The sequence below is a fragment of the Methylobacterium sp. WL120 genome, assembly GCF_008039465.1.
In the GTDB taxonomy this organism is placed as follows: domain Bacteria; phylum Pseudomonadota; class Alphaproteobacteria; order Rhizobiales; family Beijerinckiaceae; genus Methylobacterium; species Methylobacterium cerastii.
In genome coordinates, this window is sequence record NZ_VRUT01000023.1 from 1 (window position 1) to 13,361 (window position 13,361).

The following is a 13,361-nucleotide window of genomic DNA, read 5'->3' on the forward strand; positions in this document are numbered from 1 at the left end:
TGCCGGCCTCCTCGGCGGCCGCCGCCACCGTGGTGGACTGGCCCGCGGTCTCGGCGGCGGTCGCGGTCAGGGTCCGGGCGGTGGCCTGCAGTTCGGTCGCCGAGGACGACACCATCCCGACGATGCCACCCACCGCCGCCTCGAAGTCGTCGGCCATCTGCCGCATCCCGGCCTTGCGCTGCGCCTCCGCCGCCAGCCGCGCGTCCGCCGTCTCCGCCTCCAGCTTGCGCGTGCGGATCAGGTTCTCCTTGAACACCTGGACCGCCGACGCCATCGCGCCGAGCTCGCTGCGCTCGCCGGTATGCGGCACCAGTACCGTGGTGTCGCCGGCCACCACCACGTCCATCACCCGCGCCATCCGCCGGACGGGCGCGGAGATCGTGGAGACCGACATCCAGCCGACCGCGACGGTGGTCGCCGCGACGAGGGCGAGGACGACGGCGATGGCGAGGCGGGCGCGCTCGCCCAACGCCTGCGCGACGGCGGCGCTGGTCTTGCCGGCGGCCTCGTTGAAGGCGAGGTCGGCCTTCAGGGCGGCGCGGGCGGCGTTGAGCGCCGGCAGCATTCCGTCGAGCACGTAGGCGGTGGCGCCCTTCGTGTCGGCGGCGTCGAGGCGGCGGATGAATTCTTCTCCCATGGCCGAGTAGGCCGGCACCGTCGCCTTCACCGCGTCCCACAGCGCACCCTCGCCGTCGCTGACGAGGCCGGCATAGGCGGCGATGTCGGACTCGATGTCGGCCATGCTGGCGCGCAGCCGCGGCAGGGATTGCGGCCGGCGCTCCTCGCTCGACAGCAGGTAGGCGAGCTGCCGGCTGCGCAGGGTCTCGAAGTTCGTGGCGAGCCGCCCGAGGGTGCGCGTCGATGGCAGTGCGTTGCCGCCGAGGTCGTCGGTGACCGCGCTGAGGGCGTGGATGCGCGAAAAGCAGAAGCCGCCCAACCCCGCCGTGAGGGCGAACAGCACCAGCACTGCGCCGATCAGGCGCGTTCGAATCGTGACATGCGCCAACATCGCGGAATCCTTGAAACGTCGGATCCTAGATTGCCGATCACGATTAAGATTGCCCTATAATGGCGCCACTATCCTTAATTAGGTAATAGTTCCTCCTGCGTTCAAGTATTTTTAATCTCGTCTTGGCGGCCACGTCGACGGGCTGGTCGCGCCCCGCCGACGTGGCGCGTGCTCTCACAGCCAGCGTCTTACGGGATCAGCCGGTCGGCCCGCAGGCGGGCGAACAGGTCGAAGAACGCGTCGTCGGTGGGCTGGTAGTCCAGGAACCCGAACCGGCGGCTCTTGCTCATGTCGGTGACCACCTCGATCGGCCGGCCGAGGTCGGCGTCGGTGTGCCAGGGCGAGGCGAGCTTCGCGAGGTCGGGCTCGGCGAGGCCGTGGCGGGCCGCGATCTCGGCCCAGACGGGGCCGTCCTCGGCCATCTGCGTCTCGAGCGGCCGCACGGTGCCGTCGAACGGCTCGGCCGCGATCCCGAACCATTCCGCGATCCGGCCCCACATCCAGCTCCATCGGAAGACGTCGCCGTCGACGACGTTGAAGTCCTCGTTGGCCGCGCGCGCCCTGGTCGAGGCCCAGAGCAGGTGGCGGGCGAGCAGCCGCGCGTCGGTCATGTCGGTCAGGCCGTTCCACTGCATCCCCGAGCCGGGGAAGCGGAACGGGCGGCCGGTCTCGCGGCAGAGCGTGGCGTAGGCGGCCAGCGTCGTGCCCATGTTCATGGCGTTGCCGACCGCCTTGCCGATGATCGTGTGCGGGCGGTGGACGCTCCAGGCGAAGCCGTCGCGGACCGCCGCCGAGAACACCGCATCCTCCTGCGCGTAGTAGAAGTTCTCCACGTCGAGCCGGCCCTGCTCCTCGCGGAACGGGGTCTGCGGCACGGCACCCTTCCCGTAGGCCTCGAACGGCCCGAGATAATGCTTCAGGCCGGTGACCAGGGCCACGTGCCGGAGCGAGCCCGCCGGGCGGAGCGCAGCGAGCAGGTTTTCCACCATCGCGCCGTTGACGCGGATCATCTCGGCCTCGGTGTCGCGGCGCATCCAGGTGGCGAGCACCACGTGGCTCGGCGTCAGGCCGGAGAGCGCCCGCTCGAGGGAGGCGGGGTCCTGCAGGTCGGCCGAGACCGGCGTGACGCCGTCCTGCGCCACGGGCTTGCGTGCCAGCCCCGCCACCTCCCAGCCCTCGGCGGAGAACCGTTCGGCGGCCGCGCTTCCGACGATGCCGCTGGCGCCCACGATCAGAACCGAACCCGTCATGCATGATCCTCGCTGCCGAGGGCCCGCGGCCCTCGTTTCGCGGGTTCAACCAGCGGGCGTGCGTTGCGTTGCAGCGAAGGGCGAAGACGCGCTCCGTCCCCCCTTCACGCCACCCGGTCGATCGCATCCCCGAGCACGCGGGCGATCTCGTCGATCTGGCCGTGTTCCAGGATCAGCGGCGGCGAGAGCGCGACGATGTCGCCGGTGACGCGGATCAGCAGGCCGCGCACGAAGCAATCCACGAACACGTCGTAGGCGCGCTTGCCGGGCGCGCCGGGGCGCGGTTCCAGCTCGATGCCGGCGATCAGGCCGATGGTGCGGATGTCGATCACGCGGTTGCGCCCGCGCAGGTCGTGCATCGCCGAGGCCCAGTCGTCGGCGAGTTCGGCCGCGCGGGTGAGCAGGCCCTCGTCGCGGTAGATGTCCAGCGTCGCGAGCCCCGCCGCGCAGGCCACCGGGTGGCCGGAATAGGTGTAGCCGTGGAACAGCTCGATCCCGTCCGGGCCGTCCATCAGGGCGTCGTGGACGTGGCGGCCGGCGAAGACCGCGCCCATCGGGATGGTGCCGTTGGTCAGCCCCTTGGCGGTGCAGACGAGGTCCGGCGTCACCCCGAAGAAGTCGGCGGCGAAGGGCGCGCCGAGCCGCCCGAAGCCGGAGATCACCTCGTCGAAGATCAGCAGGATGCCGTGGGCGTCGCAAATCGCGCGCAGGCGCTCGAGGTAGCCCTTCGGCGGCACCAGCACGCCGGTGGAGCCCGCCACCGGCTCGACGATGCAGGCCGCGATGGTCTCGGCGCCGTGGAGCGCGACGAGGCGCTCGAGGTCGTCGGCGAGTTCCGCCCCGTGCTCGGGCTGGCCCTTGGTGAAGGCGTTCTTCGCCGGATCGTGGGTGTGGCGCAGGTGGTCGGCGCCGGGCAGCGTCGGGAAGGCCCGCCGGTTCGAGACGATGCCGCCGACCGAGATGCCGCCGAAGCCGACGCCGTGGTAGCCGCGCTCGCGCCCGATCAGCCGGGTGCGGGTGCCCTGTCCGACGGCCCTCTGGTAGGCCAGCGCGATCTTGAGCGCGGTGTCGACCGATTCCGAGCCCGAGCCGGTGAAGAACACCCGGTCGAGCTTCTTTCCTCTCGGCCCGGGGGCGATCTCGGCCAGGCGTTCGGCGAATTCGAACGCGATCGGGTGCCCCATCTGGAAGGTCGGGGCGAAGTCCATCGTCGCGAGCTGGCGCTCGACCGCGCTCGCGATCCCGCGCCGCCCGTGCCCGGCGTTGCAGCACCACAGACCCGCCGTCCCGTCGAGCACCTGCCGGCCGTCGTCGGTGGTGTAGTGCATGCCGTCGGCCGCCACGAACATCCGCGGCGCCGCCTTGAACTGGCGGTTGGCGGTGAACGGCATCCAGAACGCCTCCAACGCGGGCGCGTTCTTCCGCGCAGGCGCATCCGTCGGTGCGTTCAGGTCGGACATGGATGGCTCCTCGGTGCGGGGCGGGATGCGCGGGGGCTCGGATCCCTGGGCTCGCCGGTAGGGGAACCGGTTTTGCGCGCCGCAACAAGTGCTTTTGATGCAGGCGGCCCACGCCCGACATGCGACGCGCGACGGCTGCGCGGCCGAGGCGATGACCAGGGCGTCAGTGAGAAACGCGACGCTTCCGTCAGGCGACCGTCCAGGGATCGATGACGGTGATCCCGCAGCCGGTGAAGTCCCGAACGTTGCGCGTCGCGAGCCGCGCGCCGCGCGACCGAGCGATCGCCGCGATCTGGCCATCGATCGGACCGATCGGCTAGCCGGCCTTGCGCCGCCCGATGGCAATCTCGGGATAGGCCGCGGCGGCATCGCCGTCGAAGGGCAAGACCCGTCCCGCCATCTCGACCTCGAAGATCGTTCGTGCCGCCGCCATCAACCCATCGCGCCGCCGACCCTCCGGGAGGAGGACGAGGCCGTAGAAGATTTCAGCCTGCGTCAGGGGCGTGGTGAACAAGCCCGCGATCGGTCGCAGCGCGAACCAGGCCAGGAGCTTCGGCTCGGGGCTGGGCCGCATCAACTCGAAGAGGACGTTGGTGTCGAGAACGATCACGCCTCGAAGTCCGGCGGCTCCCGGCCGGGTTCGCGTGGCACGTCCGGCAGGTCGACGCCGCCGAGCGCCGCGAAACGCTCATAAATCGCCCGGCCGAGATCGCGGGGGCGGGGAACTTCGCTGGAAAGGGCGGAGCGCAGGATGTCGCGCGCCTCGTCTTCCATCGATCGGCCGTGCATCGCGGCGCGGACGCGGAGGCGTGCCTTGAGCGCGTCGTCGATGTTGCGGATCGTCATCACGGCCATGGGCACGCCCGTCGGTCAATGACTGCAAATGATCCGTCGATGGATGCTTCGGCAACGCGCCTTGCGCGCGGGGCTTCGGCGGGTGCCTCTTCCTTGCTCGGATCGCGGGTTAGCACACCCGGGGGAGCCGATCCACGCGCAACCGTGATGCGGCGGCGCTATGATGGCGCGGCCGGGCTGGCGACGAAGGAGCGGGGAGGAAGCGATGCTGTATCACGTCAGGATGGAGGTCCATCCGCCCACGCACCTGCCGCCGGCCGAGTTCGACCGGTTGAAGGCCGAGGAGAAGGCGCAGGCGCAGGCGCTTCAGGAATCGGGCCGGTGGGTGCATCTCTGGCGCATCGCCGGGCAGTACGCCAACATCAGCGTGTTCGACGTGGCCGACCACGACGAGCTCCACGCCATCCTCTCCAGCCTGCCACTCTTCCCGTTCATGAGCGTGGCGGTGACGCCGCTGGCCCGGCATCCGTCGGCGATCTGAGCCGGCCTTGGTCCGACGCGCGACGGCACCCTTCCCCGTCTCCCGGGTCGCGGAAGGCAGGCGCGGGACGACGGGGAGGTGAGGGACGCGCGGGCTACCCGTCCGCCTACGGGTTCGTCACCAGCTTGCAGGTGCTCTGCGCCAGCGGCTGGAAGGCCTCGTCGCCGGGGATGGTCTTGAGGATCGTGTAGAAATCCCACGGGCTCTTCGACTCGGCCGGCGTCTTCACCCGCGCCAGGTACATGTCGTGCACCATGCGGCCGTCGGGGCGCAGCTTGGCGTTGCGGGCGAAGGCGTCCTCGATCGGCAGCTCGCGCATCTTGGCCATCACCGCGAGGCCGTCGTCGGTGCCCGCCGCCTCGGCCGCCTTGAGGTAGTGCAGCACCGCCGAGTAGTCGCCGGCCTGGACCATGGTCGGCATCCGGCCGCCCATGCGCGCGCCGAAGCGCTGGGCCAGCGCGCGGGTGCGGTCGTCGAGGTCCCAGTAGAAGCCCGTCGTCAGGATCATGCCCTGCGCCGCCTTCAGGCCGACCGAGTTGACGTCGGTGAGGAAGATGTTGAGCCCGCCGAGCGACTGGCCGCCCTCCGCGATGCCGAACTCGGCGGCCTGCTTGATGGTGTTGATCGTGTCGGCGCCGGCGTTGGCCATGCCGATGATCCGGGCGCCCGAGGCCTGCGCCTGGATCAGGTAGGACGAGAAGTCGGCGTTCGGGAACGGGTGCTTGACCGAGCCGAGCACGGTGCCGCCCTTCGCCTTCACGACGCGGGTGACCTGGGCCTCGAGGTCGTGCCCGAAGGTGTAGTCGGCGGTGATGAAGAACCAGGTGTTCTTCGGGTCGTCCGCGAGCGCCGCGGCGGTGCCGGCCGCCAGCGCGTGCGTATCCCAGGACCAGTGCGCCCCGGTGGGCGAGCAGGCGGCGTTGGTGAGCGCCATCGAGCCGGCGCCGGAATTGACGTCGACCTTGCCCTTGGCGCGGGCCACCTCGCGCACCGCGAGCCCCGCCACCGACGAGTTCGTGTCGAAGATCGCGTCCACCCCTTCCGTGTCGAACCAGCGGCGGGCGATGGTCGAGGCGATGTCGGCCTTGTTCTGGTGGTCGGCGAAGATCAGCTCGACCTTGCGGCCGCCGACGGTCTTGCCGAAATCCTCGATCGCCAGCTGCGCCGCCGTCACCGAGCCCTTGCCGGCGAGGTCCGAGTAGCCGCCGGACATGTCGGTCAGCACGCCGATCTTGATGCCGCCGTCGGCGTATTGCGCGCGGGCCGGGGTGGCCGCGAGGCCACCTGCGAGCAGCGCTGCGGCGAGCGCGGAGGCCGGGATGATGCGTGTCACGGAGGGTCCTCCCGAGGGCTGGCGGCGCGAGGCCGCTCCGCGTGCCCATGCGCGGAAGCGGTGGTGCGGCCTCCCCCGGTTGGCGGGTCGTCCCGCGTCCGGAGGCAGGCCGGTGCCGTGCGCGCAATCCGCCAGGAGAACGGCGGCGCGCGGCGGGTCGGCGTTCTTCTTATAGTTGCGTCCCGCTCGCCGATCGCGCCCGGCCGGGTCGAACCAGTGAGAACGCTTGCCCGGTGTCAGGGCCCGCCGGCGCCGCGCGCCCTGCGCCGCGTTACACCTGGCGCATCGAAAACATCAGCCGCGCGCCCGGAGCCGCCATGCCGTTCATCATCGAGACCTTCGACAAGCCCGGCCACCAGCACCTGCGCCGCGAGGCCCGGGCCGAGCACCTCGCCTTCCTGGAAGCCCAGGCCGCGTTGCTGCTCGCCTGCGGCGCCAAGCTCGCCGACGACGGGTCGGATGCGGGCGGCGGCCTCTACGTCGTCGACGTGGAAACCCGGGCGGAGGCGGTAGCCTTCATCGCCGAGGACCCGTTCGCGAAGGCCGGCCTGTTCGAGCGGGTGGCGATCCAGCGCTGGCGCAAGGCCTACCTCGACGGCCGCAGCTACCTGAAGCCTCAAACCTACCTGAAGCCTCAAACCTAGCTGAAGCCCCAAGCCTAGCCGAAACCGTAGAGCGCGCGCGGGTTCTCGACGAAGAGCTTCTGGCGCCGTCCTTCGTCCGGCACCCAGTCGGCCATCAGGTCGAGGAGCGTCGAGAGCTTCGGCGGCCCGTCCCAGGCGGCGACGTGCGGCCAGTCCGAGCCCCACAGGCAGCGCTCCGGCGCGGCGTCGTTGAGCGCGCGGGCGAAGGGGATGGTGTCGACGTAGGGCGCGCCCGCGACCGAGGTGCGGAACGCGCCCGAGAGCTTCACGAAGGCGCCGTCGCGCACCAGCGCCACGAGGGTGGAGAAGCCTTCGTCCGAGAGGCCCGCCGAGGTCGGCATGTGGCCCATATGATCGACGACGAACGGCACCGGCAGCCGCGAGAGCCGTGCGGCGAGCGGCGGCAGGCTGCGCGCGTCGATCAGGAACTGCAGGTGCCAGCCCATCTCGCGGGCGAGCGCGCCGTAGGCCTCGACTTGATCGAAAGCGATGCCGCCGCCGTAGAGCACGTTGAGGCGCAAGCCCACCACGCCCGCCGCCTTCATCGCGGCGAGGTCCCGCTCGGGCAGGCCGAGGGGGATCACGGCGACGCCGCGCAGGCGCGCGGGGTCGGTCGCCAGGGTCTCCAGCAGCAGCCGGTTGTCGGTGCCGTGGACGCTGACCTGGACCAGCACGCCGTGCGCCATGCCGGTGGCGTCGAGCATCGCGCGGTAGGCCGCCGCGGGCGCGGCCGGCGGGGTGTAGCTGCGGTTCTCCACGAACGGATAGGCCGGCGGCCGGCCGATGACGTGGGCGTGGGTGTCGACCGCGCCCGCCGGCACGGCGTAGCGCGTCGGCCCGGATGGGGTCGGATCGGGGGCGGGGCAATCGCGGATCGGGGTCATGGCGTCCTCTCGTCCGGGCTCGACGCGTCTTCCCGCCCCAGCAGAGGGGGCGGGGATGCAAGGGCTTCTTCGCCCCTTAACCGTCCACGTGCAGCACCTTGCCCCGCGTCTCCGGCAGGGCGAAGGCGGCCAGGAAGAACACGCCGTAGGCGCCGGCGGCGAAGACCGCGATCGCCGAGGCGAGGCCGATCGACTTGGAGAGCTCGCCCACGAGGTACGGGAACAGCGCGCCGAGGCCCCGGCCGAAATTGTAGCAGAAGCCCTGGCCCGATCCCCGAAGCCGCGTCGGGTAGAGCTCGGTGAGGAAGGCGCCCATCCCCGAGAAGTAGCCGGAGGCGAAGAAGCCCAGCGGAAAGCCCAGAACCCACAAAACCGCGTTCGAGAGCGGCAACTGGGTGTAGGCGACGATGACGAGGATCGCGCCGACGGAGAAGATCAGGAACAGCGGGCGCCGCCCGAGCCGGTCGGCGAGCCAGGCGCCGACGAGATAGCCGGCGAACGAGCCGACGATCAGCGCCGAGAGGTAGCCGGTGGAGGAGACGATCGACAGGCCGCGCTCGGTGGTGAGGTAGCGCGGCAGCCAGGTGGTGATGGCGTAGTAGCCGCCCTGGCAGCCGGCCGCGGCGAGCGAGGCGAGGATCGTCGTGCGCAGGAGCGGGCCGGCGAAGATCTCCCAGAGCTTGGGCTGCTCCCCGGCCGCGCGCGCCTTGGCGCGGGTCTCGGCGGCGACCTTCGGCTCCTCGACGTAGCGGCGGAGGTAGAACACCAGCAGCGCCGGGAACGCGCCGATCACGAACATCCAGCGCCATGCGTTCTCGGGCGGCAGATAGGAGAACAGCACCGCCTGAGACAGCACCGCCAGGCCCCAGCCGATCGCCCAGCCGGACTGGACCGAGCCGACCGCCCGGCCGCGATACTGCGCCCGGATGGTCTCGCCCATCAGCACCGCGCCGGCCGCCCACTCGCCGCCGAAGCCGAGGCCCAGCAGCGCGCGGGCGACGAGCAGTTGCTCGAAGTTCTGCACGAAGGCGCAGACCAGCGAGAAGAACGAGAACCACAGGATGGTGATCTGCAGCGTCAGCACACGACCGATGCGGTCGGCGACGAACCCGGCGATCCACCCACCCAAAGCCGAGGCCAGCAGCGTGACGGTGGCGGCGAGCCCTGCCGTGCCGGGGTCGACCTTCCACAGGCTGATGATCGTGCCGATCACCAGCGGGTAGATCATGAAGTCCATGCCGTCGAGCGCCCAGCCGGCGGCGCAGGCCCAGAAGGTGCGCCGCTCGGTGAGGTTCATGCTCCGGTAGAACGCCCCGAGGCTCGCATCCTCGATCGGCACCACGTCGAGGGGTTTGGAGGTTCCCGGTCCCGAAGCCGCCGCCATGATTTCGTCCCCGCGCCCCTGATGCGCGATCCTGGCGTGGATCGGGACGCGCGGACAAGGGCGGGGACGGCGCCGGGCGGGGACAAGGGCGGCGTTTGTCGCCCGCGGCTGTTCAGGCGGCGGCGCCGACGTCGAACTCGACATGTATGCGATCGTGGGGGAACGTCACGCCGGCCTCCGACCGATCGACGATTCCGGCGTCCGAGAGCGTCACGACGTCCCGATGCACGGCCTGGACGTCGCGGCCGACGCGGCGGGCGACTGCGCGGATGGCGAGCGGCCCCTGGCCCGCCATCGCCTTGACGATCGTCAGGCGGGCAGGCGCCAGGACGCGGTGCATCTCGTCGTAGCTGGCAAAGTAGATCGCCGGCTCGGCTACCGAGGTGCGCCCCGCCACGGCTCCGGCGGCCGCCTCGAGAAACCGGGTCCTCGCATCCGCCATGGAGCCGATGCCGACCGTCAGGGTGCTCATGTCGATATCCTCCGCGAGCCGACCGTAGCTGCACGGACGAGCCATGAGGAGGCGGCTCCGTCACCATCGACGGAGGCCGCGCTTGGGCCTTCATCTTACCCATGCCCCCTCATCCTGAGGTGCCCCTTGCCCTGGCAAGGGGCCTCGAAGGAGGCCTCCAGAACGCGCTGCGATCCCTGGAGGTCTCCTTCGAGGCTTCCGCTTCGCGGAAGCACCTCAGGACGAGGCGGTGGACGGGAAGACGGGGCTCAAGCTGGCGGGCGGCCGCCGACCAACGTCGGCTCCGGCGTGGTGCGCTCGGGGAACAGCGCCTGCAGGTCGCGCAGCTTCGGGGCGTCGTTGGCGGCGATGTAGGGGTGGTTCGGGTGGCTCGCCATGAAGTCCTGGTGGTAGCCCTCCGCCGGATAGAAGGTCGCGCCGGGCTCGATCCGGGTGGCGATCGGCCTTGCGTAGGCGTGGACGGCGTCGAGCTGCGCGATGTAGGCCTTGGCCACCGCCGCCTGCTCCGTGTCGGCGGGGAAGATCGCCGAGCGGTATTGCGGGCCGGAATCGGGGTCCTGGCGGTTCACCTGCGTCGGGTCGAGGGCCACCGAGAAGAAGATCCGCAGCAATTCGTCGTAGCGGATCACCGCCGGATCGTAGGTGACGCGCACCGCCTCCGCATGGCCGGTGCCGCCTGTGCTGACTGCGCTGTAGCGGGCGTCCGCCGCGTCGCCGCCGGCATAGCCCGACACCGCTTGGCGCACGCCGCGCACGTGCTGGAACACCCCCTGCACGCCCCAGAAGCAGCCGCCGGCGAGCGTCGCGGTGCGCAGGCCGGCCTCCTTGGCGGTCACGGCCGCTTCGGGCAGGCGGCGGCCGGGCTCCTCCGCGTGGGCGAGGCCGCGCAGCGAGAACGCGCCGGCCATCAGGGCGAGTCCCGCGACCGTGGCGAGCGCGACGCCGCTCCGGCCGGACCGTTCGGGTTTCAGGGACATGGCGGTCTCCGTCGGGATCGGGTGATGCGGGGCGGTGATCGCGCGCCCATCCGGTCTTTTCGCTGGCGACGGGCGCGCGGTTACGCGGTTCCGCCGAGGGCGAACAACGGCGAAAATCGCCGGCCTCATGGCGGCCGCGCGCCGCGTAACCGGTGGCGAAACCCGGTCGAAGGGGCTGCATCGGGACGACGGTGTCCCGTCCTCAAGGATGTCCGATCATGCGCCACCGCCTCGCCGCCACCGCCTCCCTACTGCTCGCCGCCTTCGCTCTGTCGGCACCGGTCCACGCCGCCGAATCGATGTCGAAGGACGCGATGATGAAGAAGGACTCCATGGCCAAGGATTCGATGCACAAGGATTCGATGGCCAAGGAGTCCGGGCACAAGGACTCCATGCACAAGGACGCGATGAGCAAGGACGCGATGAAGGCCGACCCGATGAAGAAGTAGGGTCCTGCGCCCGCGGCCGGCGCCGGCCGGCCGCGGATCGAGCGGCGGCGCGGGCGCCGTCCGCCTCCGATCGGAACAAATCGTCGTGGGTCCTCCGGATTCGCCGGGTCCGGACCCTTGAACGGGCATGCGGATGCGGGCAGCGTCTGCGCGATCTTCGATCCGAGGGCACCCCGCGTGAGCCAAGCCGTCCCCCTCGCGGAGAAAGACGGCCTTCCGGTCGCCCCCGTCGCGCGAAAGCCCGGGGCCGTGCAGCACGCGGCCGGCCCGGCGCTGACGTTGGGGGCCCTCGGCGTCGTCTACGGCGACATCGGCACCAGCCCGCTCTACGCCTTCAAGGAGGCGGTGAAGGCCGGCATCTCCGGCGGGGCGCCCGTCGCGGCGGCGGCCACCGGCGCGGTCTCGCTGATCCTGTGGTCGCTGATCCTGATCGTCTCGCTGAAATACGCGGTGCTGATCCTGCGCGCCGACAACCGCGGCGAGGGCGGCATCGTCGCGATGCTGGCGCTGCTCGGCGCCCGCCACGCCAAGGCCGGCACCTGGCAGGCGCTGCTGCTCGTCGTCGGGCTGATCGGCGCGGCCTTGCTCTACGGCGACGGCGCGATCACCCCGGCGATCTCGGTGCTGTCGGCGATCGAGGGGCTGAAGGTCGACGCGCCGGTGCTGACGCCCTTCGTCGTGCCGCTGACGATCCTGATCCTGATCGGCCTGTTCCTGGTGCAGCGGAAGGGCGTGACGGTGATCGGCCGGGTGTTCGGCCCGGTGATGCTGGTGTGGTTCACGGTGCTGGTGCTGCTGGCGGTCCCCGCGATCTGGCAGGCGCCGCAGATCCTGGCGGCGGCCAACCCCTGGCGGGCGGTGGACTTCCTGTTCCATGCCGGCTGGCACGTGTCGTTCCTGATGCTCGGCGCGGCCTTCCTCGCGGTCACCGGCGGCGAGGCGATGTATGCCGACCTCGGGCATTTCGGCGCCCCGGCGATCCGCACCGCCTGGTTCGGCCTCGTGCTCCCGGCGCTGCTGATCCACTATTGCGGGCAGGGCGCGCTGCTCATCGCCGAGCCGGACGCCATCGAGAACCCGTTCTACCGGCTCGCGCCGGACTGGGCGCACTATCCCCTCGTGGCGCTGGCCACCATGGCCACGGTCATCGCCTCGCAAGCGGTGATCTCGGGCGTGTATTCGCTGACGCAGCAGGCGATCCAGCTCGGCTTCATGCCGACGATGCGGGTGGTCCACACCGACCGGGACGAGCGCGGGCAGATCTACGTGCCGGCGGTGAACTGGCTGCTCGCCCTCGCCACCCTCGTGGCCGTCGTCGTGTTCGGCTCCTCCGATGCGCTGGCCGGCGCCTACGGCATCGCCGTCTCGGCGCTGATGGGCATCACCACGCTGCTCGCCGCGCTGATCGCCCTGCGCTGGGGCTACAGCCTGGCCGCGGTGCTCGCGGTCAACGGCTTCTTCCTGGCCATCGACCTCGTGTTCCTGGCGGCCAACAGCACGAAGCTGCTCGAGGGCGGCTGGTTCCCGCTGGTGCTCGCCTTCACGGTAGCCTTCTTGATGCTGACCTGGATGAAGGGCAACCGGGTGCTGGAGGCGGTGCGCGAGCCCCTGCGCCAGAAGGAGGACGCGTTCCTCGCCCGCCTCGCCTCGCATCCTCCGGTGACGCTGCCCGGCACCGCCGCCTTCCTGTCGGCGGCGAGCGAGGGCATCCCGATGGCGCTCGGGCGCCTGGTGGAGCGCAGCCGCTGCCTGCACGAGCGCATCCTGCTGATCACCGTGATCTACGAGGAGGAGCCGATCGTGCCGGCCACGCAGCGTGCGCAGGTGACGCTCGTGGCCTCGGGGATCCGCAAGGCGATCTCGCAGTACACGCCGGGCATGGAGCGCGTGGTGCTGCATTACGGCTTCATGCAGACGGCCTCGATCCCGGAAGGGCTGCAATGCGCGGTGGCCAGCGGCCTGCTGCCGGCGGAGTTCATCGAGGACATCACCTACTTCGTCGGCCACGAGGCGATCATCCCCTCGCCCACCAACCCCGGCATGTACAGCTGGCGCGAGGGCCTCTACGCCTTCATGAAGCGCAACGCCGAGCGAACCGGCGCGCATTTCGGGCTGCCGACGCGACAGGTGGTCGAGGTGGGGACCGAGATCGAGATCTAGACG

General features: G+C 70.9%; 14 protein-coding genes. 4 read left to right on the plus strand and 10 right to left on the minus strand.

Features of this window, described 5'->3' with window-relative positions:
- The 5 genes from FV229_RS06905 to FV229_RS06925 all read right to left on the minus strand — a co-directional run.
- Positions 1 to 1,009 (minus strand): MCP four helix bundle domain-containing protein (locus FV229_RS06905; RefSeq protein ID WP_147751254.1); only part of this gene is annotated, 1,009 nt, incomplete at its 3' end.
- Positions 1,010 to 1,197: 188 nt separating this feature from the next.
- Positions 1,198 to 2,259 carry an SDR family oxidoreductase gene (locus FV229_RS06910; RefSeq protein WP_147751255.1) on the minus strand — a complete coding sequence of 354 codons (1,062 nt, stop codon included), beginning with the start codon at positions 2,257 to 2,259 and terminating at the stop codon, positions 1,198 to 1,200.
- Between the two features lie 104 nt (positions 2,260 to 2,363).
- Positions 2,364 to 3,719 (minus strand): aspartate aminotransferase family protein, encoded by a 1,356-nt coding sequence (locus FV229_RS06915; RefSeq protein ID WP_147751256.1) that lies wholly within the window; start codon positions 3,717 to 3,719, stop codon positions 2,364 to 2,366.
- Positions 3,720 to 4,035: 316 nt separating this feature from the next.
- Positions 4,036 to 4,329 (minus strand): PIN domain-containing protein, encoded by a 294-nt coding sequence (locus FV229_RS06920; protein WP_348644175.1) that lies wholly within the window; start codon positions 4,327 to 4,329, stop codon positions 4,036 to 4,038.
- Positions 4,326 to 4,574 carry a plasmid stabilization protein gene (locus tag FV229_RS06925; protein WP_147751257.1) on the minus strand — a complete coding sequence of 83 codons (249 nt, stop codon included), beginning with the start codon at positions 4,572 to 4,574 and terminating at the stop codon, positions 4,326 to 4,328. The genes FV229_RS06920 and FV229_RS06925 overlap by 4 nt, the downstream gene beginning before the upstream one ends.
- Positions 4,575 to 4,779: 205 nt before the next feature.
- On the opposite strand from FV229_RS06925, the gene catC reads away from it, so the two are divergent.
- Positions 4,780 to 5,055 carry a muconolactone Delta-isomerase gene (gene catC / locus FV229_RS06930; protein ID WP_147751258.1) on the plus strand — a complete coding sequence of 92 codons (276 nt, stop codon included), beginning with the start codon at positions 4,780 to 4,782 and terminating at the stop codon, positions 5,053 to 5,055.
- A 106-nt stretch (positions 5,056 to 5,161) separates the two neighbouring features.
- Here the strand turns inward: catC and FV229_RS06935 are convergent, their stop codons facing one another.
- A complete protein-coding gene (locus tag FV229_RS06935) occupies positions 5,162 to 6,379 on the minus strand; it encodes an ABC transporter substrate-binding protein (protein ID WP_147751286.1) in 1,218 nt (405 codons plus the stop codon).
- A gap of 326 nt (positions 6,380 to 6,705) precedes the next feature.
- Between FV229_RS06935 and FV229_RS06940 the strand changes: the two genes are divergently transcribed.
- Complete coding sequence (locus tag FV229_RS06940; protein ID WP_147751259.1) at positions 6,706 to 7,032, plus strand: YciI family protein; 327 nt, start codon at positions 6,706 to 6,708, stop codon at positions 7,030 to 7,032.
- A 14-nt stretch (positions 7,033 to 7,046) separates the two neighbouring features.
- Here the strand turns inward: FV229_RS06940 and FV229_RS06945 are convergent, their stop codons facing one another.
- From FV229_RS06945 to msrA, 4 genes are all read right to left on the minus strand, one after another.
- On the minus strand, positions 7,047 to 7,916 hold the full coding sequence (locus FV229_RS06945) for an amidohydrolase family protein (protein ID WP_147751260.1): 870 nt from the start codon (positions 7,914 to 7,916) through the stop codon (positions 7,047 to 7,049).
- A 76-nt stretch (positions 7,917 to 7,992) separates the two neighbouring features.
- Positions 7,993 to 9,300 carry an MFS transporter gene (locus FV229_RS06950; protein WP_147751261.1) on the minus strand — a complete coding sequence of 436 codons (1,308 nt, stop codon included), beginning with the start codon at positions 9,298 to 9,300 and terminating at the stop codon, positions 7,993 to 7,995.
- A 112-nt stretch (positions 9,301 to 9,412) separates the two neighbouring features.
- Complete coding sequence (locus FV229_RS06955) at positions 9,413 to 9,772, minus strand: transcriptional regulator (protein ID WP_147751262.1); 360 nt, start codon at positions 9,770 to 9,772, stop codon at positions 9,413 to 9,415.
- A 248-nt stretch (positions 9,773 to 10,020) separates the two neighbouring features.
- On the minus strand, positions 10,021 to 10,749 hold the full coding sequence (msrA, locus tag FV229_RS06960) for a peptide-methionine (S)-S-oxide reductase MsrA (RefSeq protein WP_147751263.1): 729 nt from the start codon (positions 10,747 to 10,749) through the stop codon (positions 10,021 to 10,023).
- 218 nt (positions 10,750 to 10,967) lie between these two features.
- On the opposite strand from msrA, the gene FV229_RS06965 reads away from it, so the two are divergent.
- Positions 10,968 to 11,198 carry a pentapeptide MXKDX repeat protein gene (locus FV229_RS06965; protein WP_147751264.1) on the plus strand — a complete coding sequence of 77 codons (231 nt, stop codon included), beginning with the start codon at positions 10,968 to 10,970 and terminating at the stop codon, positions 11,196 to 11,198.
- Between the two features lie 249 nt (positions 11,199 to 11,447).
- Positions 11,448 to 13,358, plus strand: a complete 1,911-nt coding sequence (locus FV229_RS06970; protein WP_246688090.1) for a KUP/HAK/KT family potassium transporter — start codon at positions 11,448 to 11,450, stop codon at positions 13,356 to 13,358.
- Positions 13,359 to 13,361 lie beyond the last annotated feature (3 nt).

What these genes read in the sequence shown, in the direction of transcription:
- FV229_RS06910 (WP_147751255.1), bottom strand. Translation starts at nt 2,259, where the DNA reads ATGACGGGTTCGGTTCTGATCGTGGGCGCCAGCGGCATCGTCGGAAGC.
- FV229_RS06915 (WP_147751256.1), bottom strand. Translation starts at nt 3,719, where the DNA reads ATGTCCGACCTGAACGCACCGACGGATGCGCCTGCGCGGAAGAACGCG.
- FV229_RS06925 (WP_147751257.1), bottom strand. Translation starts at nt 4,574, where the DNA reads ATGGCCGTGATGACGATCCGCAACATCGACGACGCGCTCAAGGCACGC.
- catC (WP_147751258.1), top strand. Translation starts at nt 4,780, where the DNA reads ATGCTGTATCACGTCAGGATGGAGGTCCATCCGCCCACGCACCTGCCG.
- FV229_RS06940 (WP_147751259.1), top strand. Translation starts at nt 6,706, where the DNA reads ATGCCGTTCATCATCGAGACCTTCGACAAGCCCGGCCACCAGCACCTG.
- FV229_RS06945 (WP_147751260.1), bottom strand. Translation starts at nt 7,916, where the DNA reads ATGACCCCGATCCGCGATTGCCCCGCCCCCGATCCGACCCCATCCGGG.
- FV229_RS06950 (WP_147751261.1), bottom strand. Translation starts at nt 9,300, where the DNA reads ATGGCGGCGGCTTCGGGACCGGGAACCTCCAAACCCCTCGACGTGGTG.
- FV229_RS06955 (WP_147751262.1), bottom strand. Translation starts at nt 9,772, where the DNA reads ATGAGCACCCTGACGGTCGGCATCGGCTCCATGGCGGATGCGAGGACC.
- msrA (WP_147751263.1), bottom strand. Translation starts at nt 10,749, where the DNA reads ATGTCCCTGAAACCCGAACGGTCCGGCCGGAGCGGCGTCGCGCTCGCC.
- FV229_RS06965 (WP_147751264.1), top strand. Translation starts at nt 10,968, where the DNA reads ATGCGCCACCGCCTCGCCGCCACCGCCTCCCTACTGCTCGCCGCCTTC.